We start from the raw sequence: 19,337 nt of genomic DNA, 5'->3' as shown, positions 1-19,337 counted from the left end.
GACACGCCGCTGAGTGGGCCGGAACCGTCCCTGCAGGGAGCCAAAGGACCCCGCGACGGCGGTGTGCCCGGGATCATGGCCCGGCCGCGCCCGGACCCGGAATGCCCGGGGGCCGCGCGCTGTTGTGCCGGACATGACTCAGACGCACAAGAAACGGATCGGATTCCTCTCCTTCGGGCACTGGGCGCGGGTCCAGGGTTCGCGGGTGCAGTCGGCCCGCGAGGCGCTGCTGCAGGGCATAGACCTCGCCGTCGCGGCCGAGGAACTGGGGATCGACGGCGCGTTTTTCCGGGTGCACCATTTCGCTCGTCAGCAGGCCTCGCCCTTCCCGCTCCTCAGCGCGATCGCCGCACGGACAACCCGGATCGAGATGGGCACCGGCGTGATCGACATGCGCTACGAAAACCCGCTCTACATGGCAGAGGAAGCCGCGGCCACGGACCTCATCAGCGACGGCAGGCTTCAGCTCGGCGTGAGCCGCGGTTCACCCGAACCGGCGCTGCACGGTGCCGCGAACTTCGGCTACGTCCCGGCCGATGGCGAGGACCCAGGAGACATGGCGCGCCGTCACACAGCGCTTTTCCGGAAAGCCATCGCCGGGCACGGTGTCGCACAGGCAGACCCGACGTATGCGGGCGGGGCCACCGGGCTGCTGCCGATCCAGCCGCTTTCGCCTGGGCTTCCGCAGCGGATCTGGTGGGGTGCCGGCACCCGCAAGACGGCGGTCTGGGCGGCGGAGCAGGGCATGAACCTGATGAGTTCCACGCTGCTGACCGAGGACACGGGCGTGCCCTTCGACGAACTGCAAGCCGAGCAGATCCGGATGTTCCGCGAGGCCTGGGCCGCTGCCGGACACGATTTCGAACCACGGATTTCCGTCAGCCGCAGCGTAATCCCAATCGTCGACAGCGAAGACAACCACTACTTCGGCCTCCGCGCCCAAGCAGACAGCAAGGACCAAGTAGGAATTCTCGACGGCGCGTTGTCCCGTTTCGGCAAGGGCTACATCGGGGAGCCGGACGCCTTGGCGGAAGAACTCGCTGCCGACGCAGCCGTCCAAGCCGCCGATACTGTGCTGCTGACCGTCCCCAACCAGCTCGGCGTGGACTACAACGCCAAGCTGCTGGGCAACGTCGCCAAGTACATCGCACCGGCCCTCGGCTGGGAACCGAACCTCGCTTGGCAGGAGGCCTCCCGCGAGGCATGATGCCCGTATGACGGAGACGCCCACGGCCGCCGGGTTCCTTGCCCGCCTTGATGCCCTGCAGTCCGACGAGGAGCAGGCCAAGTACCGGCGCTACTTCAAGACCGGTCCGGGCGACTATGCCGAGGGCGACATCTTCATGGGCGTTCGCATGGGCGAGGTCTTCACGCTCGGCAAGGAGTTTGCCGCCATGGAGCCGCCGGAGATCGAGAAGCTCCTGGAGCAGGACGTCCACGAGGCCCGGGCCGGGGCGGTCAAGATCATGGCGCTGCAGGCCGAGCACAAGAAGACCACGGAGCAACGCCGCGGGGAACTCTACGGCCTGTACCTCCGCCGCCACGGCCGCATCAACAACTGGGACCTGGTGGACCTCGGCGCGGGGCGCGTGGTGGGCGGCTGGCTCGTGGACAAGCCCCGGGACGTCCTCTACGAACTGGCCGGCTCGGCGGACATGTGGGAGCGCCGCACGGCGATCGTGGCCACGTGGGCGTTCCTGCGCCACGGCCAGCAGGAAGACACCTTCGCCATCGCGGAGCTCCTCCTGGCGGACAAGGAAGACCTGATCCACAAGGCCCTGGGCGGATGGGTCCGCGACGCCGGCCGGAGCAACCGCGAACGGCTCCTGGCCTTCCTCGACGCCCACGCCGCCACCATGCCGCGGACAGCCTTGCGCTACGCCATCGAGCACCTGGACCAGGATCAGCGGGCCTACTACCTCGGCCTGAAGAACGCCCCGCCCGCTGGCAAGGGTTACGCGGCAATGTGACGCAGGATTACCCAGCATTAACGGGTGTTTCCGGCCCTTTGATGCATGTTACGGGGCGGCCCTACAGTTTTTTCATGGCAATACAGGACATTTACCCCACAGCACTCCGGCTGCTCGGCCGCCCCGTGCTGGTGGTGGGCGGCGGACCCGTGGCAGCGCGCCGCGCCAAGGGACTGCTCGACGCCGGTGCCAAAGTCACCGTGGTGGCCCCCCTTGCCTCCGCCGACCTCCGCGGACTCGCAGACGCCGGGCTCCTCGCCTGGGAACCGCGCGAATACCGTGCATCAGACCTCGACGGCGTCTGGTTCGTCCAGACCGCCACCGGCGTCGCCGCCGTGGACACCCGGGTGGCCGCCGACGCCGAGGCCCAGCGCCTCTGGTGCGTCAACGCCTCGGACCACGAAGCCTCGGCCGCCTGGACGCCCGCCGTCGCCGTCGTGGACGACATCAAGATCGCCATCAACGCCGGGGGAGACCCGCGCCGCGCCATGGCACTGCGCGACGCCGTCGCCACCGCCCTGGAAACCGGCGACCTCCCCCTGCGCCGCCACCGCAAGCCCGGCACCGTGACCGGCAAGGGAACCGTTGCCCTGGTGGGCGGCGGACCCGGCGATACCGGACTCATCACCGTCCGCGGACGCAGGCTCCTGGGCCAGGCCGACGTCGTGGTGGCAGACCGCCTCGGCCCCCGGGAACTGCTCAACGAGCTCGCCCCGGACGTCCGCATCATCGAGGTCGGCAAGACCCCCGGCCACCACCCCGTCCCGCAGGCCGAGATCAACCGAATCCTCGTCGAGGAAGCCCTCGCCGGAAACCATGTGGTCCGGCTCAAGGGCGGCGACCCCTACGTCCTGGGGCGCGGCGGCGAGGAAGCAGAATTCTGCAGGCAGCACGGCGTCGAGGTCGAAGTGGTGTCCGGCGTGACGTCGGCGATTTCCGTCCCGGCCGCCGCCGGCATCCCGGTGACGCACCGCGGCCTGGCGAAGGGCTTCAGCGTGGTCACCGGCCACGAGGAACTCTCCGAGGTCCCCGCACGCCCCGACCACACTGTGGTGTTGCTCATGGGAGTGGCCCAATTGCGTGATTCCGCGGCCGCCCTGGCAGGGGCCGGTCTCGCACTGGACACTCCAGTAGGTATCGTGGAGAACGGGTATTTGCCGGACCAGCGCGTCACCATCGGCACGCTGGGGACCATCGCGGACCAGGCGGAAGCCGTTGGCGTGGCCAATCCTGCCGTCATCGTGATCGGCGATGTGGTCCGCGTCAGCCCGTTCGCACCCCAGCATTTCAAGACCGCCGATTACAGCACCATCACCCCGAACAAGCCCCGAGTCGCCACCATCTAGCCCCCACCCAACTAGGTAGCGCCAACTGTCGTTATGAGCCCTCAAAACGACAGTTCGCGCTACCTAGTTGGGTCGGACCGAAGAAGAAGGAACACAGCCGTGTCAACTAGCACCCCCGTAGGTTCTCCGGAGCGTCCCCTGCGCGTCGCCGTCGTCGGCTCCGGCCCGGCAGGCGTCTATGCCGCTGACATCCTGACCAAGAGCGAAGCCGTCAAGAGCGGCGAGCTGACTGTCAGCATCGACCTCTTCGACCGCTACCCGGCGCCCTACGGCCTCATCCGCTACGGCGTTGCCCCGGACCACCCCCGCATCAAGGGCATCGTCAACGCCCTGCACAAGGTCCTGGACCGCGGCGACATCCGCTTCTTCGGCAACGTGGACTACGGCACGGACATCTCCATCGAGGACCTGCGCACCCACTACGACGCCGTCATCTTCGCCACCGGCGCCATCAAGGACGCGGACCTGAACATCCCGGGCATCGAGCTCAAGGCCTCCTACGGCGGCGCCGACTTCGTCTCCTGGTACGACGGACACCCGGACGTTTCCCGCGAATGGCCGCTGGATGCCAAGGAAATCGCGGTGCTCGGCAACGGCAACGTGGCCCTGGACGTGGCCCGTGTCCTGTCCAAGCACGCCGATGACCTGCTGGTCACCGAAATCCCGGACAACGTCTACGCCGGCCTCAAGAACTCCCCGGTCACGGACGTGCACGTCTTCGGCCGCCGCGGCCCGGCCCAGGTGAAGTTCACCCCGCTGGAACTGCGCGAACTGTCCCACTCCAAGGACGTGGACATCATCCTCTACGCCGAGGACTTCGAGTTCGACGAAGAGTCGGACCGCCTGATCCAGAGCAACAACCAGGTCAAGACCATGGTTGGCACGCTCACCAACTGGATCGCCGAGCAGCCGGAGGACCTCTCCGAGCTCACGGCTTCCCGCCGCCTGCACCTGCACTTCCTGCACAACCCGGTGGAGATCCACGACGACGCCGAGAACCCCGGCCGCGTCACCGGCATCAAGTTCGAGCGCACCGAGCTGGACGGCACGGGCAACGCCCGCGGCACCGGCGAGTTCCTCGACTACCCGGTCCAGGCCGTCTACCGTGCCATCGGCTACTTCGGTTCGGCCCTGCCGGACATCGAGTTCGACCACAAGAAGGGCGTTGTCCCCAACGCCGGCGGCCGCGTGCTGGACGCCTCGGGCGAGCACGTCCCGGGCATCTACGCCACCGGCTGGATCAAGCGCGGCCCCATCGGGCTGATCGGCCACACCAAGGGCGACGCCCTGGAAACCGTGACGTACCTGCTGGAGGACCGCGAAAACCTGCCGCTGGCCGCCGTTCCCGCGGCAGACGCCGTCGTGGAGCTGCTCGATGCCCGCGGCGTGAAGTTCACCAGCTGGGAAGGCTGGCTGGCGCTCGACGCCCACGAGCTCGCGCTCGGCGCCGCAGCCACCGAGGCCGGCACCACGCACGGCGTGGAGGTCCAGCGCGAACGCGTCAAGGTGGTGGCCCGCGAAGACATGGTGGACATCTCCCGCGACGGAGTAGCTGCACAGGTCTAGCTTCCACCTCCTCAAAGACAAGGCGGGGTCACTTAGCGACCATCCGGGACACCGGAATGGGCGCTAAGTGACCCCGCCTTGCTTTAACCTGAGGTATGGACGTCGTCGTCATCGAAACGCCCCAGCTGGGGGACCGCAGCTACCTTGTCCACGACGGCATCGTTGGCCTGGTGATTGACCCGCAGCGGGACACCGGGCGCGTTGAAGCAGCCGCGCGCGCCGCCGGCGTCCGGATCACCCACGTGGCCGAAACCCACTTGCACAACGACTACGTCACCGGCGGCCTCATCCTGGCGAAAGAGCACGGCGCCCAGTACCTCGTCAACGCCGCCGACGCCGTCGCGTTCCACCGCGTTCCTGTCTCCGACGGGCAGCTCATCCAGGTGGGACGGCTCACCGTCAAGGTGGTTGCGACGCCAGGGCACACGCACACGCACCTGTCGTACGTGGTCCGGGAGGACGGGCCCGACGGCGGGCGGCAGGCCGTGTTCTCCGGCGGCAGCCTGCTCTATGGCTCAGTGGGCCGGACGGACCTCGTGGCCGAGGCCGAGACCGCAGGGCTGGCCCACGAGCAGTACGCCTCGGTGCGGCGGCTGGTTTCGGAGGCCGATCCGGACGCGGCCCTGTACCCCACCCATGGCTTCGGCTCGTTCTGCTCCATCGGCCCCGCGAGCAGAATCCCGGCGTCCACGATCGGCCAGCAAACATGCTCCAACCACGCCCTGACTGATCCGGACGAGGACCACTTTGTGGCCGAGTTGCTGGAGAACATCACGGCCTACCCGGCCTACTACGCCCACATGAACCCGCTCAACGCGGAAGGTCCCGGCCCGGCGAACCTGGGCGTCCCGGATTCGGTGGACGCTGCGGAACTGGCCAGGAGGCTGCGGTCGGGGGAGTGGGTGGTGGATCTGCGCCACCGGGTTGCCTTCGCGGACAGTCATCTCCATGGCAGCGTGAGCTTCGAATACGGAAGCGGCTCCAACTTCACGAGCTACCTCGGCTGGGTGATCCCGTGGAACCAGCCGCTCACCCTGCTGGGCCCGTTGGACGAAGTAGAGAAGGCGATCCGTGACCTGGCGAGAATCGGCATCGATAGCCCGGATGCCGCCGTGGGGACCGAACCGGGAGCCCTGGCACCGGACACTCCGCTGGCCGGTTACCCCCACGCGGACTGGGCCGGGCTCGTCAAGGACAGAACGCCGGACGACGTGGTCCTGGATGTCCGCCGCCCCGACGAATTCGCGGCCTCGCATGTCACCGGAGCCCTGAACGTACCGGTGTATGACCTGTTGCAGCACATCACGGAGCTGCCCGAAACGAGGATCTGGGTGCACTGCGCCACGGGCTACCGGGCGAGCGTCGCGGCGAGTCTCCTGGACCGGGCCGGAAGGGATGTGGTGCTGATCGACGCGAGGTTCCGGGACGCAGCCGGAGCCGGGGTGGAAACGAGCTAGCTACGGCCGAACCTGGTCCGCGCAGTAGTCCAGGTTCCGGTACACGCTGGCTACTGCGGCATCGGGATCATGGGCCTCCACGGCGTCCACCAACTCGTCGTGGCCCTCGCGGGGGATGCCGTTGAAACCACCCTTGCGTTGCTGGCGGAGGAGGTCGTTGTGGAAGACGCCGCCGAAGGAAACGTAGAGCTGGTGCAGGAGCGGGTTCCCTGACGCCAAGGCCACACGTTCGTGGAAGTCCCAGTCCGCGCGCGCCCACGTGGGGTAGTCCTCGGCCAGCCAGGCGTCGTGACGCAGCGCAAGGAGCCGGCGCATCTCGGCAAGATCCTCCACAGTGGCGTGTTTGGTGGCCAAGCGGGCAGCCTGGGTGTCCAGGCCGAGCCGTACTTCCACGATGTGTTCCTGTGTGTGTTCCTGGTACATGCGCTGGGCTGCGCCAGACATCTCGCTGTTGGCCCTCACATACGTGCCATCCCCCCGGCGGACTTCGAGCATGCCGGAATGCGCCAGTGCCTTGATGGCCTCGCGGAGGGTTCCCCGCGAGACGCCAAGGCTCGCCATGAGCTCAGGCTCGGCCGGGATGCGTTCCTGGAGCGGCCATTCGCCGGACGTGATCATGTCCCGCAGCTTGGCGGTGATCTCCTCGGCGAGGGCCGGGCGATGCGAAGGGGTCAGGGTCATGCTGTCCTCTGTCCGGTCTTGGATGCAGTGCGCTTGCTGGTAAGCAGGTGGCAGGTAACCATGAGCGCCACGGCCACGATGGACAGCAAACTCAGGGGCAGTACCCAGCCCCCGGTGGCGCTGTGGAGCAGCCCCATGCCAAAGGGGCCAACTGCCGCAATCAAGTATCCCAGCGATTGGGCGATGGTGGAGAGTGCGGTGGTTTCCGCCGTCGACCGTCCGCTGCGGCTGATGATCACCAAAACCAGCGGGAAGATGCCCAGGCCGAAACCGAACAGCACGGCGGGGACCACCGCCAGCGACGTCGGCAGCCAGATCATGGTGGCGATGGCCACCAGGGTGGCGCTGCTTGCAAGGTAGAGGGCGGGGCGCAGCATGCCGGGCCTGGAGCCGAAGGCGAGCAGGATCATGCCGGCAGCGACGGAGACCAGCTGCATTACGCCGAACTGCAGGCCGCTTTCGGAAGCGCTGAGTCCCTGCGATGTGAGGATGTAGGCGAACCAGCTCATCACGGCATAGGCAAGGAAAGCCTGGAAGGTGAAGATGGCGGTGATCAGGATCCCCAGGCGGGTGCGCAGCAGCGGCCACATGGAGACGCGGGCCCGGTCCGTCTTGGTGGCGTTCCGGTGCGAGTGCAGGACAACGGGCAGGAAGCCGAGCAGTGCGGCCACGCCCAGCAGTCCCCAGGCCGCAAGACCCAATGACGGCGAGCCGAGCTGCTGCGCGAGTGGAACACTGACGGCCGCAGCGAACGTGGCGCCGCCGGACATGGTGAAGGTGTAGACGCCGGTCATCATCGAGGTGCGGTCCGAGTAGTGCTCGCGGATGAACGACGGCATGGCAACGTTGCACACGGCGAGGCCGGACATCGCCAGGACCGTACCGCCCAGCAGCGCACCCGTGAACGGAACGCCGCGGACCAGCAGGCCGCCGGCGAGCAGCGCGAGGGCGATGGCGATCGCCTTCTCAACCCCCACGCGCCGGGTCAGCCAGGACGTTCCCAAGCCGGCAACGGCGAAGCACAGGAGCGGGATCGATGGCAGGATCGACGCCACCAGGGCGCCATAGCCCAGGACCTGCTGCAGTTCGTGGAACAGCGCAGCGGAGCTGGTGATGCCCGCGCGCAGGTTAAGGCCAATGAGCACCACGGCAATAATGCCGACGACGGCGACGACGCGCGTCTTGGGTACTGCCTTCACCGTGTGGGCTGTTGCCACGTTGGCGGGGGCAGTTTGTGGGATGTTTCCTGTGGTCGGGGTGTAAGGGGTCGTCGCAGCCATATCTAAAGGTTAGACGTTTGACGTCTAATGTCTAGAGTTTTGTGGTGAACCTCTCCAGCGGTCCGGCCCGGCTTCCCTAGCGCGGGTGGCGCGCCCCCAGTCGCTGCACGGCCAGGGCGAGCCACAGCTGCACCCGGTCCTGGGTCTGGGCGGGGTCGTAGCCCGTGAGCTCGGTGATCTGCGCCAGCCGGTAGCGCACGGTGTTGCGGTGCAGGGTCAGCGCCTCGGCCACCGCGGCCACGGAGCCGTTGTGGTTCAGGTAGCTCTCCAGGGTGGCCACGAGCTCGGCGCCATGCGCGGCGTCGAACTTGCGCAGAGGAGTGAGCGATTCGCTCGCCATGTCCGCCAGCGGCACGTCCTCGCTCGCGAGCAGCAGCGACGTCAGGCTCAGGCGTTCGGGCTCGTTGACCGGCAGGCCGTGCGCCAGGGCGTCGCGCGCCTCGAAATAGCTCCAGCGAAGGCCGTTCGGCTTCGTGTAGGCGCCGCCGATCCCCACCACCGCATGGATGCCGGCCTCCAGCAGGTGGTCGCTGAGGCTCTTGGCCAGCGCGCTGGCCGAACCGCCGTCGTCGTTGATCGCCACGATCAGGTCCTTCCCGACGACGGCGCTCACGCCGCCGTCGAGCGCCTGCGGCAGTGCGATGCTCACAAGTTGCTTGTGGTGGGCTTTCGATTCGGCCAGCAGGACCACGTTCTTGCGCGTGCTGTTGATCCCGACGCCGGCCAGGCGGCGGGCTGCCTCGATGGTCTCGAGGGTGCCGTGGATGACGTCGTCCAGCACCTGCCCGGCCATGGCGCGCTGGGACTGGCGCTGCTTGACCATGTTGTTCAGTTCCACGCTGATCAGGTTCTGGGCGTAGCTGATGATCCCGGTATCGGTGAAGGGCTGCTTGAGCCACAAGGTGCAGGCATCGCGGCGGCCTGTGGGGATGGGGTAGGAGGACCAGTTCTCGGCAGAGGGCGCCGTGTTCAGTGGGGAGCTGTTGTAGAGCTGCGCGCTGAACTGGGTCAGGACCACATCGGTGCGCAGCATGCTGCCGAGCTGCCTGAGCAGTTCGCCGAGCCCGCCGCCGGTCAGCAGGGCCCGGGCCAGGATCTGGTGCCCCGCGATGAGCCGTTCCAGATTGGCGTAGTGGTCCGCGGATTGGGAGTCGGCCACAAGCTTGCCGATAGCGATGAACGGGGTTTCATAGGCCACCTCCACCAGGGGGAGGCCCCAGCGGTTGGCCTCGGCGATGAGGGCAGACGGAACGGCCTCGTGGGTCAGCCCGATGCCAAAGCCGATGCCCACTGCGCCCGCGCGCTGGACCTGGCGGACAAAGCGCCGCTGTTCCGCGGCGCTCTTGAGGCGCATGCCGGTGGTCAGGACCAGCTCGCCGCCATTGAGGAAGCGCTGCGGATCCTCCTGTTCCGTGACCGCCACCCAGTGGATGTCCTGGTGCCAGGTGGTCTCCGCAAGGCCTGCTTTGCGGAGCTTGAGGGAAGGGACGGCGACGAGCGCGGCGAGGGACATTGCCATGCTGAAAAGGATAACCCGGCGCTGGTCAACCGCACTAAGAGGGTGGTTTCCGGCTGTGCGGCTGTCTATTCCATGCGAGGGGGTGCTGGCATAGGCTCTGAACAGCTGAATCCACCATCCAGACATCGAAAGAGGGTTGCACACCGTGGTTCAAACCTTGCAGAACTTCATCAACGGCGAATTCGTCACTCCTGCCGGCACGGGACTTCTCGACATCGTGAACCCCACCAACGGCGAGGTTGTGGCCCAGTCGCCCATTTCGGTGCAGGCCGACGTCGACGCCGCCATGAACGCGGCCAGCGACGCCTTCAAGAGCTGGAAGCACGCCACCCCGGGCCAGCGCCAGCTCATGCTGCTCAAGCTCGCGGACGCCGTCGAGGCCAACAGCGAGGAACTCGTTGAAGCCCAGCACCGCAACACCGGCCAGGTCCGCTCCCTGATCGCTTCCGAGGAAGTTGCCGCCGGCGCCGACCAGCTCCGTTTCTTCGCCGGTGCCGCACGCATCATGGAGGGCAAGTCAGCCGGCGAGTACTTCGAGGGCCACACCTCCTACGTGCGCCGCGAACCCATCGGCGTCGTGGCCCAGGTGGCGCCGTGGAACTACCCCTTCCTCATGGCCATCTGGAAGATCGGCCCCGCCCTGGCCGCCGGCAACACGGTCGTCCTGAAGCCTTCGGACACCACTCCGGAATCCACCCTCGTCCTGGCCCGCCTGGCCGGCGAGATCTTCCCGGCCGGTGTGCTCAACGTTGTCCTGGGCACCGGCGAAACCGGCGCCATGATGGTGGAGCACAAGGTCCCCGGCCTGGTCTCCATCACCGGCTCCGTCCGCGCCGGCATTGCCGTGGCCAGCGGGGCAGCCAAGGGCCTCAAGCGTGCCCACCTGGAACTCGGCGGCAAGGCTCCGGCCATCGTCTTCAAGGACGCCGACATCAAGAAGAGCGCCGCGGCCATCGCCGAGTTCGCCTTCTTCAACGCCGGCCAGGACTGCACCGCCATCACCCGCGTGCTGATCGAGGACTCCATCCACGACGACATGGTTGCCGCCATGGTGGAGCACACCAAGACGCTGCACACCGGTTCGCAGAACGACGACGAAAACTACTTCGGCCCGCTCAACAACGTGAACCACTTCAACGCCGTCACCTCCGTGGTGGAGCACCTGCCCGCCAACTGCAGGATCGAAACCGGCGGCCACCGCGCCGGCGAGAAGGGCTTCTTCTTCGAGCCCACCATCATCACGGGCGCCAAACAGAGCGACGACATCGTGCAGAAGGAGACGTTCGGGCCGGTCATCACCGTCCAGAAGTTCAGCACGGAGGCCGAAGCGCTCGAGCTGGCCAACGACGTCGAATACGCGCTGGCTTCCAGCGTCTGGACCACCGACCACGGCACGGCCATGCGCATGAGCCGCGACCTGGACTTCGGTGCTGTCTGGATCAACACCCACATCCTGCTGACGGCGGAGATGCCGCACGGCGGCTTCAAGCAGTCCGGCTACGGCAAGGACCTCTCCATGTACGGCGTCGAGGACTACACGCGCATCAAGCACGTGATGTCTGCGCTGGACGCATAACGTACGCACACCTGGCTTCCCAGAAAGGCAATTTTGCTATGACCACCACCGCACACGAACTCTCGTACCGGATCGAGCAGAAGCGCAGCATCAACGCTGAGTTCCCCGGCCCCAAGTCGCAGGCACTGAACGAGCGCCGCGCCGCCGTCGTCGCTGCCGGCGTCTCCTCGGGCGTGCCCGTTTACGTTGAAGACGCCGACGGCGGCATCATCCGCGACGTCGACGGGAACTCTTTCATCGACCTCGGCTCCGGCATCGCGGTCACCAGCGTCGGCGCGTCCGACCCCGCCGTCGTGGCCGCCGTCCAGGAAGCTGCCGCGCACTTCACGCACACCTGCTTCATGGTCACCCCGTACGAGGGCTACGTGGCCGTCGCCGAGCAGCTGAACCGCCTCACCCCCGGCGACCACGCCAAGCGCACCGTGCTGTTCAACTCCGGCGCTGAAGCCGTGGAGAACGCCGTCAAGGTTGCCCGCCTGGCCACCGGCCGCGACGCCGTGGTTGCCTTCGACCACGCCTACCACGGCCGCACCAACCTGACCATGGCGCTCACCGCCAAGGCCATGCCGTACAAGACCAACTTCGGCCCGTTCGCGCCCGAGGTCTACCGCATGCCCATGAGCTACCCGTTCCGTGAAGAGAACCCGGAAATCACGGGTGCCGAGGCCGCCAAGCGCGCCATCACCATGATCGAGAAGCAGATCGGCGGCGACCAGGTGGCCGCGATCATCATCGAGCCGATCCAGGGCGAGGGCGGCTTCATCGTCCCGGCCGAAGGCTTCCTGCCGGCACTGTCCGCCTGGGCCAAGGACAAGGGCATCGTCTTCATCGCCGACGAGGTCCAGTCCGGCTTCTGCCGCACCGGCGAATGGTTCGCCGTTGACCACGAAGGTGTTGTCCCGGACATCATCACCATGGCCAAGGGCATCGCCGGCGGCCTCCCGCTGTCCGCCATCACCGGCCGTGCCGACCTGCTGGACGCGGTCCACCCGGGCGGCCTCGGCGGCACCTACGGTGGCAACCCGGTTGCCTGTGCAGCCGCACTGGCTGCCATCAGCACCATGGAGCAGCACGACCTCAACGCCCGTGCCCGCCACATCGAGGACGTCGCCACCGCGCGCCTCCGCGAGCTGCAGGCCGAGCTTGCCGCGTCCGGCACCGCCGTCATCGGCGACATCCGCGGCCGCGGCGCCATGCTGGCGATCGAGCTGGTCCAGGCCGGTTCCAAGGAGCCGAACGCCGACCTCACCAAGGCCGTGGCGGCCGCCTGCCTCAAGGAGGGTGTCATCATCCTCACCTGCGGCACCTACGGCAACGTCATCCGCCTTCTGCCGCCCCTGGTGATCAGCGACGAGCTGCTCATCGACGGCCTCGACGTCCTGGCAGCGGCCATCAAGGCCAACGCCTAGCCACTGATCTCCAGACGACAACAACGTCTGGCCTCGCAAAAAGAATGGACACGGTGATCCCGTGTCCATTCTTTTTGCCCTTATATCCGCTCGCCGGAGGCCCCGGCGAAAGGCCCGACGGCGGAGCCGGCCTAGGTGCCGAGCGTCAGGTTCTTCTGGTGGCCATGTCCGTCGAGCTGGACGTCGATGACCAAGGGATCGGTGCCCACCAGGGCCACCCCGGCGTCGGCCTGCACCAGGCTGCGCCACGCGGTGCCCGGGAGGGTGACGCGGACACTGGATTGCGTGCGGGAGGGATCGGCCACAGACACGGCAAGCGCGTCCCCGGACTGCCGGATGGCGACGGTGCAAGGACCGCTTGCTGCGTAGCCACCGCCCGTGCCGGTCGCGAAGAAGTTGGCCAGGACCAGCTTCTCCTTCGCGATGTCGACCATCTGGCAATCCGCCGAATTGGCCAGCACCTTCACCCCGGGGTTCGCGGACTGCGAGAACGTGGTGTCATGGGACGCGGCGGGCAGCACCATGTAGGCGTAGCCGGAATCCGCCGGGTCCACACCATGGCGGTGGGTGACGGTCACGTAGTCCCGGGTGACGGGATCTTTGGATCCGCCGGTATCCGCTCCGGAGTTGACGTCGAACCAGCTTCCCGTGCGGCGCACCACGGCAACTTCCGGCGCTCCGGAGACACCGGGAGCGTCCAGGAAGACGTAGCCTCCGTGGCCGTCCACGTGGACGGACCGTTGCACGGCCACGGCTGCGTCACCCGCGGCCAGCCTGCGGTTCCGGGAATCAGTCCGAAGGTCCGGAACCGACCCCACGGCAAAGGACCTGTTCTCGACGGTCGTCTGCACCGATGCCCCGCCCGTGCCGGTGATGCCTGCTCCGAGGCAGACCACGGCATCGTCCAGGAAGAACCAGGACTTCCGGCCGGACAGGGTCTTGTTGTGGTTCAGGTGGTCCATGCCGACGACGCCCCAGCGGCTGTCCATGGTGAGGCCGCCGGCGAATGCCTGGAAGGCCCGCGGAATACCCGTGCCGGCAGCCCCGGCCCCGCTGGCCCGCGCCTGGTCGTTGACGGTTGTGCCGGGAAGGCCATAGGGATCCACGGTTGGCCAGAAGTCGGCGCTGAACTGGGCCGGGTCCTCCCGCGTGTAGACGAAGGTCATGCCGTCGCCCTGGTACCAGCCCAGGTTGTTCTCGCTGTTTCCCCACTCGTAGCGGCCGATCCGCTTGGACGAGAGGTTCACGGTGCAGCCCCACTGAGGGCGGTGGTGGACCAACCTGTCCTGGTCGGCGAACATCCGGCTGTAGACGGGCGCCGGGGCGGGGGCCACCGAGGCGTCGGACAGGGCGCTGAGGGACAGCAGGGACTTCGCCAGGCTTTGGCTCGGGTGGCCCACCAGCTTCTGGTCGGCGCAGCGTTCCAGCCAGCCCTTGGCCAGGGACAGGAACCGCGAGCGGTACGGTTCCTCGCAGCCCGGGGCCAGCAGCAGCACGGCGGAGATCAACCCGAAGCCGCTGACGTAGTCGGGCTCGCGCTGCCGGGAGACAGCCCGGCCACGGACCGTGTCCATGATCCGTCCGTCCCACACGAAGGGCGCATAGGTGTTCTCGATGGCGTCCAGCAGCACCGAACGCTTGGGGTCCGTGACGGCCCACGGGCTTCCGCCCAGCATGGCGAAGATCTCCGCAATGCCGGCCAGCGCCACTACACCATACGTTCCGGCGTAGGGAAGGTACGTGTGCTGCACGTATGAGCCGTCGGTGTAGAAGCCGTCCCCGCCATTCACGTAGCCAAAGACACTGTTGATGCCTCCGCGGACAGTATCGCTCAGCGCATCACGGCCGAGGGCGGCTTCGTCCGGATTGTTGTCGAGGATGCCCCGCATGCAGCAGGCCAGGGACTTGTCCACGCGGTTGGCGCCCGTTTCGGCGAACGATGTAGCACGGCCGCGCCAATTCGGGTTGGGAGCGAACCAGCGGACGGCGGCCAGCAGCGAGGTGCGCAGGGCTTCCGGGACCTCGGCGTGCAGGAGGGTCAGGATGTCCACCGACTTGCGCGGGGCGCCGATCTCCCAGAACCACCAGTTGCCCGCGGCCTTCATTCCCGGCTTGTAGGCCGTCTCATTGAGGAATTGCAGCGCTGCCACAAGATCTGCGGCCAGTCCGGCACTGGCGAAGTGGGGGCTGCCCTGGACCGAGTACCCCAGGGCCATGTCGTAGATGCGGTTGAAGTGCAGTCCCATGTTGGCCGTTGCCGTGGCGGATTGGCCGATACCGGTCAGCGGAATGTCATTCCAGAGGGACGTCCGGGCCGGGGTCTTGTCCATGGACTGCCACCACTTGTCAGTGGTCTGTCCCAGGCCCGCCAGTTGGGCCGCGAGCTCGGGGACTCCGGCAGCGCCCGGGCCGCCGGTGAGGACGAGGCGCCTGCGCTCGATGAGCGCCTGCACCCCGTTCTCAGTGGCGGCGAACGCAGGCCCGGTTTGGGAGAGGAGGACACCGGCGACGGCGGCCATGCCGGCCGTGCGGAAAAGGGTCCTGCGGCTCATCTGGGATCCGTTCCAGACTGCACTGTTCAAAACTGCACTGTTTGAAACTGTTCTCTTCAAAACTGCTCCGTTCAAAATCTGTTGCCTTCAAACTGATCGCGGCATGGCGGGGTGGACGTGGCCACGGAAGGATTCCGTAACCTTATATCCGGCGCCCGGCCCCTCAATGGAAATGAACAAAAGTGCTCACAATTTGTGCGGAGGCAAACAGAGTCCCGGATGACGCCAGGGGAACGCTGACAGTGGTGACGCGCGGCCTGAGTTCACTGGCCGCGGAGCTGCTCAACAGGGTGCCGGCGGGCCTGAAACCGGGCGGCAAGGCCTCTGGGCAGGACGGGTGGAAAACCGTAAAGTTCACACTACATATGGACTGAAACGCCACCCAATGAGGGGTAAACACATGCGATATGTAGTTGGCTACACGCCCAACGAGCGCGGCGCCGATGCCGTTGCCCTGGCCTCTTCCCTGGCCCGGGCGCAGGACGCCGAACTGGACCTGGTGTACGTCGTGGACGAGCACACCCCCTATTCCGGCCTGTACCCCGAGGGCGACGTCGCAACCCCCGCGGAACGGGCCGTGTTGGACGCGCGGGCCAGGGGCCTGGCCCTGGTTCCCGTCAACGTCCGGGCCACCTTCCGCGCAGTGCCGGCCGCTTCCTTTGCCTCCGGCCTGATCCAGTCCGCCGGGTCCGATGCCGGCCTGATCGTGGTGGGCGCCGCCAGAAACGGGCTGTTCAAGCGCTACACCGTGGGCAGCGTGGCCAACGGCCTCCTGCACGCCTCACCTGTGCCGGTGGCCCTGGCGCCGCGCGGCTACAACCGTACGGGACCCGTCACCCGGTTCACCCTGGCCACGGGACAGCGCGCCGGGGCCGATGCCGCGATCGGCGCCGCCATCGGCGCCGCCAACCGCCGCGGTGTGCCGCTGCGGCTGGTGTCGCTGGTGACCCTCGACGCCGGGACGGACGACGGCGGCGAAGCCACCAACGCGGCCCACCGGCACGCCAACACCGTGCTGAGTGATGCGGCTGCCCGGCTGCCGGAAGGCCACGACGTCACGGTGGCCGTGGCGCACGGGCGCAGCATCGAGGAAGCAATCGACAGCCTGGAGTGGCTCGACGGCGAGGTCATGGTGATCGGTTCCTCGCGCCTGGCGGTGAAGAACCGGCTCTTCATGGGCAGCACGGCGAACAAGATCCTGCGCGCCCTGCCGGTGCCCATGGTGGTGGTCCCGCGCGACTACGAGCGCGTGGACTCGATGCCGATCTAGGGTTTCAGGAGCCGGGCGCTGTTGATGAGAGCCTTGCCCTTTTCCTGATGGCCGAGTTCCTGCGTGCGTTCCGCAGCATGTCAACGGTCAGGAGCAGCAGGGCCAGCCAGACGATGCCGAAGCCGATCCAGCGGTCCAGGGTCATGGTCTCGTGGAAGGCTACGAGGGCCACGATGAACTGCAGGACCGGAGCGAAGTACTGCAGCAGGCCGATGGTGGTCATGGGCAGCCGGCGTGCGGAGGCGCCGAAGAACAGCAGTGGGACGGCGGTGATGATGCCGGACGACGCAAGCAGCCAGAAATGCCCCGGGCCGTTGCTGCTGAGGGTCGCCGCGCCCGTGATGCCCAGGACAATCATGGTGGCGCCGGCCAGCGGGGCCAGGACCACGGTTTCCACGGTCAGGCTGGTGAGGGCATCCACCCGGGGGCCGACGCGCTTCTTGACGAAACCGTAGATGCCGAAGCTGAACGCCAGGACAAGGGCGATCCACGGCAGCTTGCCGTAGGACACGGTCAGGACGCCGACGGCGATGAAGCCGATGCCCACGGCGGCCCACTGGAGCGGACGCAGCTTTTCCTTCAGCACGATGACGCCCAGCAGGACCGAAACGAGCGGGTTGATGAAGTACCCCAGGGAGGCTTCCACGGCATGGCCCGTGGTGACGCCGTAGGTATAGGTGAGCCAGTTGACGGCGATCAGCCCGGCGGCCACCGCGAGCGGGACCATGACGGTGCGGTCCTTCATGGCTGCGCCGAGTGCCTGCCAGCTGCGCGCGATGGTGATGAGCAGCGCACAGAAGAGCAGCGACCACACCACCCGGTTGGCCACAATTTCCACGGCTCCGGCGGGCATCAGCAGCAGGAAGTACAGCGGCAGCAGCCCCCACAGCCCGTAGGCGCCGATGCCGAACAGCACGCCCGTGGTCGTCTCGCTCCTCGCGGGGCGTTTGCGCGCGGTGGCAGCTCCCGACGACGGCGGCTCGCCGCCGGGACCGGCTACGGACAGTGCGGGTGCGGTTTGCTCGGCTGAAGACACAATGTCAACAACACCACAGGCCGCGGGGGTATTCCTGACCGGACGGCCGGAAAGGGCCGTGTCCTTACGCTTTTTTGTGTGTGACTCCCGCCATGAACGGGCCCCGACTGTGGGGCCCGACATTTAGAATGGAGAATTGCGCGCTACAAAGAATTGCGCGGCTTCCCGCTTCAGAAGGGCTCCCGGTGTCCAACTCAGCCGAATCCACCTCAAAACGTCCGCTGCGCATCGCCATCATCGGCGCAGGCCCGGCCGGCGTCTATGCGGCGGACATCCTGACCAAGTCCAATGAGGTCAAGGACGGCGACGTTGAGGTCAGCATCGACCTCTTTGAGGCCTACCCGGCGCCCTACGGCCTGATCCGCTACGGCGTTGCCCCGGACCACCCGCGCATCAAGGGCATCGTCAACGCCCTGCACAAGGTCCTGGACCGCGGCGACATCCGCTTCCTCGGCAACGTCACCTACGGCCGGGACCTCACCCTCCACGACATCCGCGCCTTCTACGACGCCGTCATCTTCTCCACTGGTGCCGTCAAGGATGCCGCGCTTAACGTCCCCGGAGTCGAGCTGGAGGGCTCCTTCGGCGGCGCCGACTTCGTCTCCTGGTACGACGGCCAGCCGGACGTCCCGCGCGACTGGCCGCTGGACGCCAAGGAAATCGCCGTGATCGGCAACGGCAACGTGGCCCTGGACGTGGCCCGCATGCTCGCCAAGCATGCCGACGAACTCCTGGTCACCGAAATCCCGGACAACGTCTACCAGGGGCTCAAAAACTCCCCGGTCACGGACGTGCACGTCTTCGGCCGCCGCGGCCCCGCCCAGGTGAAGTTCACCCCGTTGGAACTGCGCGAACTGTCCCACTGCAAGGACGTGGACATCGTGCTGTACCCCGAGGACTTCGAGTTCGACGAGGCCTCGGACGAGGCCATCCGGAGCAACAACCAGATCAAGACCATGGTCAACACCATGACCAACTGGCTGGTGGAGGAGCATGCCGAGTCCGAGCAGCCCTCGTCCCGCCGCCTGCACCTGCACTTCCTGCACAGCCCCGTGGAGATCGTTTCGGAAGACGGCAGCGGCAAGGTGTCCAGCATCAAGTTCGAGCGCATGCAGCTGGACGGCACTGGAAACGTCAAGGGCACGGGCGAATTCATGGACTACCCCGTCCAGGCCGTCTACCGGGCCATCGGCTACCACGGTTCCCCGCTGGATGAGCTGGAATACGACGCCAAGCGCGGCGTGATCCCCAACGACGCCGGCCGTGTCCTGGACGCCTCCGGCCAGGCCGTTCCCGGCATCTACGCCACCGGCTGGATCAAGCGCGGCCCCGTTGGCCTGATCGGCCACACCAAGGGCGACGCCCTGGAGACCATCGGCTGCCTGCTGGAGGACCGGCTGACGCTTCCCCCGGCGGAGAACCCGGACCCGCACGCCATCATCGAACTCCTCGAATCCCGCGGCATCGAATACACCACTTGGGAAGGCTGGAACAAGCTCGATGCGCACGAGGCAGCCCTCGGTGCGGCATGGACCGAAGCCGAAGCCGCTACCGGCGTCGTGCGTGAACGCGTCAAGGTCGTCCCGCGCGAGGAAATGATCGAGATTTCCCGCGGCTGACACCCGGCCCGCGGCTGATCCGGGACGGCGACTGCACTTCCCGCCGCGAACCGCCC

At 67.2% G+C, this 19,337-nt stretch carries 14 protein-coding genes; 9 read left to right on the top strand and 5 right to left on the bottom strand.

All coding sequences use genetic code 11. The features are described 5' to 3' along the window. The first annotated feature begins 133 nt into the window (after nucleotides 1–133). The 5 genes from NVV90_RS15940 (at nucleotide 134) to NVV90_RS15920 (ending at nucleotide 6,339) form a co-directional block, all read left to right on the top strand. The gene (locus tag NVV90_RS15940) at nucleotides 134–1,207 is read left to right on the top strand and encodes an LLM class flavin-dependent oxidoreductase (protein WP_258438222.1); all 1,074 of its coding nucleotides are present in this window, start codon (nucleotides 134–136) and stop codon (nucleotides 1,205–1,207) included. A gap of 7 nt (nucleotides 1,208–1,214) precedes the next feature. Then, the gene (locus NVV90_RS15935) at nucleotides 1,215–1,970 is read left to right on the top strand and encodes a DNA alkylation repair protein (protein WP_258438221.1); all 756 of its coding nucleotides are present in this window, start codon (nucleotides 1,215–1,217) and stop codon (nucleotides 1,968–1,970) included. 74 nt (nucleotides 1,971–2,044) lie between these two features. Next, complete coding sequence (cobA, locus tag NVV90_RS15930; RefSeq protein ID WP_258438220.1) at nucleotides 2,045–3,316, top strand: uroporphyrinogen-III C-methyltransferase; 1,272 nt, start codon at nucleotides 2,045–2,047, stop codon at nucleotides 3,314–3,316. 99 nt (nucleotides 3,317–3,415) lie between these two features. Further along, nucleotides 3,416–4,882, top strand: coding sequence for an FAD-dependent oxidoreductase (locus tag NVV90_RS15925; RefSeq protein WP_258438219.1), 1,467 nt, complete (start codon nucleotides 3,416–3,418; stop codon nucleotides 4,880–4,882). A 95-nt stretch (nucleotides 4,883–4,977) separates the two neighbouring features. After that, nucleotides 4,978–6,339: a rhodanese-like domain-containing protein gene (locus NVV90_RS15920; RefSeq protein ID WP_258438218.1), complete on the top strand. Its 1,362-nt coding sequence runs from the start codon at nucleotides 4,978–4,980 to the stop codon at nucleotides 6,337–6,339. Here the strand turns inward: NVV90_RS15920 and NVV90_RS15915 are convergent, their stop codons facing one another. The 3 genes from NVV90_RS15915 to NVV90_RS15905 form a co-directional block, all read right to left on the bottom strand. Continuing rightward, entirely contained in the window at nucleotides 6,340–7,020 is a 681-nt protein-coding gene (locus NVV90_RS15915; protein ID WP_258438217.1) for a FadR/GntR family transcriptional regulator, read from the bottom strand. Next, entirely contained in the window at nucleotides 7,017–8,300 is a 1,284-nt protein-coding gene (locus tag NVV90_RS15910) for an MFS transporter (RefSeq protein ID WP_258438216.1), read from the bottom strand. Before NVV90_RS15910 ends, NVV90_RS15915 begins: the two co-directional genes overlap by 4 nt. Before the next feature lie 76 nt (nucleotides 8,301–8,376). Further along, a complete protein-coding gene (locus tag NVV90_RS15905; protein WP_258438215.1) occupies nucleotides 8,377–9,819 on the bottom strand; it encodes a PucR family transcriptional regulator in 1,443 nt (480 codons plus the stop codon). A gap of 145 nt (nucleotides 9,820–9,964) precedes the next feature. Between NVV90_RS15905 and NVV90_RS15900 the strand changes: the two genes are divergently transcribed. Both NVV90_RS15900 and gabT read left to right on the top strand, forming a co-directional pair. Then, nucleotides 9,965–11,395: a gamma-aminobutyraldehyde dehydrogenase gene (locus tag NVV90_RS15900; RefSeq protein ID WP_258438214.1), complete on the top strand. Its 1,431-nt coding sequence runs from the start codon at nucleotides 9,965–9,967 to the stop codon at nucleotides 11,393–11,395. 38 nt (nucleotides 11,396–11,433) lie between these two features. Continuing rightward, entirely contained in the window at nucleotides 11,434–12,804 is a 1,371-nt protein-coding gene (gene gabT, locus NVV90_RS15895) for a 4-aminobutyrate--2-oxoglutarate transaminase (protein WP_258438213.1), read from the top strand. Nucleotides 12,805–12,935: 131 nt separating this feature from the next. Here the strand turns inward: gabT and NVV90_RS15890 are convergent, their stop codons facing one another. Beyond that, nucleotides 12,936–15,356 (bottom strand): polysaccharide lyase 8 family protein, encoded by a 2,421-nt coding sequence (locus NVV90_RS15890; RefSeq protein WP_258438212.1) that lies wholly within the window; start codon nucleotides 15,354–15,356, stop codon nucleotides 12,936–12,938. 400 nt (nucleotides 15,357–15,756) lie between these two features. Here NVV90_RS15890 and NVV90_RS15885 point away from each other — a divergent pair, with 400 nt between their 5' ends. Further along, complete coding sequence (locus NVV90_RS15885; protein ID WP_258438211.1) at nucleotides 15,757–16,626, top strand: universal stress protein; 870 nt, start codon at nucleotides 15,757–15,759, stop codon at nucleotides 16,624–16,626. A gap of 4 nt (nucleotides 16,627–16,630) precedes the next feature. Here the strand turns inward: NVV90_RS15885 and rarD are convergent, their stop codons facing one another. Next, the gene (gene rarD / locus NVV90_RS15880) at nucleotides 16,631–17,662 is read right to left on the bottom strand and encodes an EamA family transporter RarD (RefSeq protein WP_396125318.1); all 1,032 of its coding nucleotides are present in this window, start codon (nucleotides 17,660–17,662) and stop codon (nucleotides 16,631–16,633) included. A 185-nt stretch (nucleotides 17,663–17,847) separates the two neighbouring features. Here rarD and NVV90_RS15875 point away from each other — a divergent pair, with 185 nt between their 5' ends. Continuing rightward, complete coding sequence (locus NVV90_RS15875) at nucleotides 17,848–19,281, top strand: FAD-dependent oxidoreductase (RefSeq protein ID WP_258438210.1); 1,434 nt, start codon at nucleotides 17,848–17,850, stop codon at nucleotides 19,279–19,281. Nucleotides 19,282–19,337: the final 56 nt, after the last annotated feature.

Origin of the sequence: Arthrobacter sp. CJ23 (assembly GCF_024741795.1) — a bacterium.
Classification (GTDB): Bacteria; Actinomycetota; Actinomycetes; order Actinomycetales; family Micrococcaceae; genus Arthrobacter.
The sequence above is the reverse complement of the archived record's forward strand: the minus strand, read 5'-3'. Positions and strand labels throughout refer to the sequence as shown.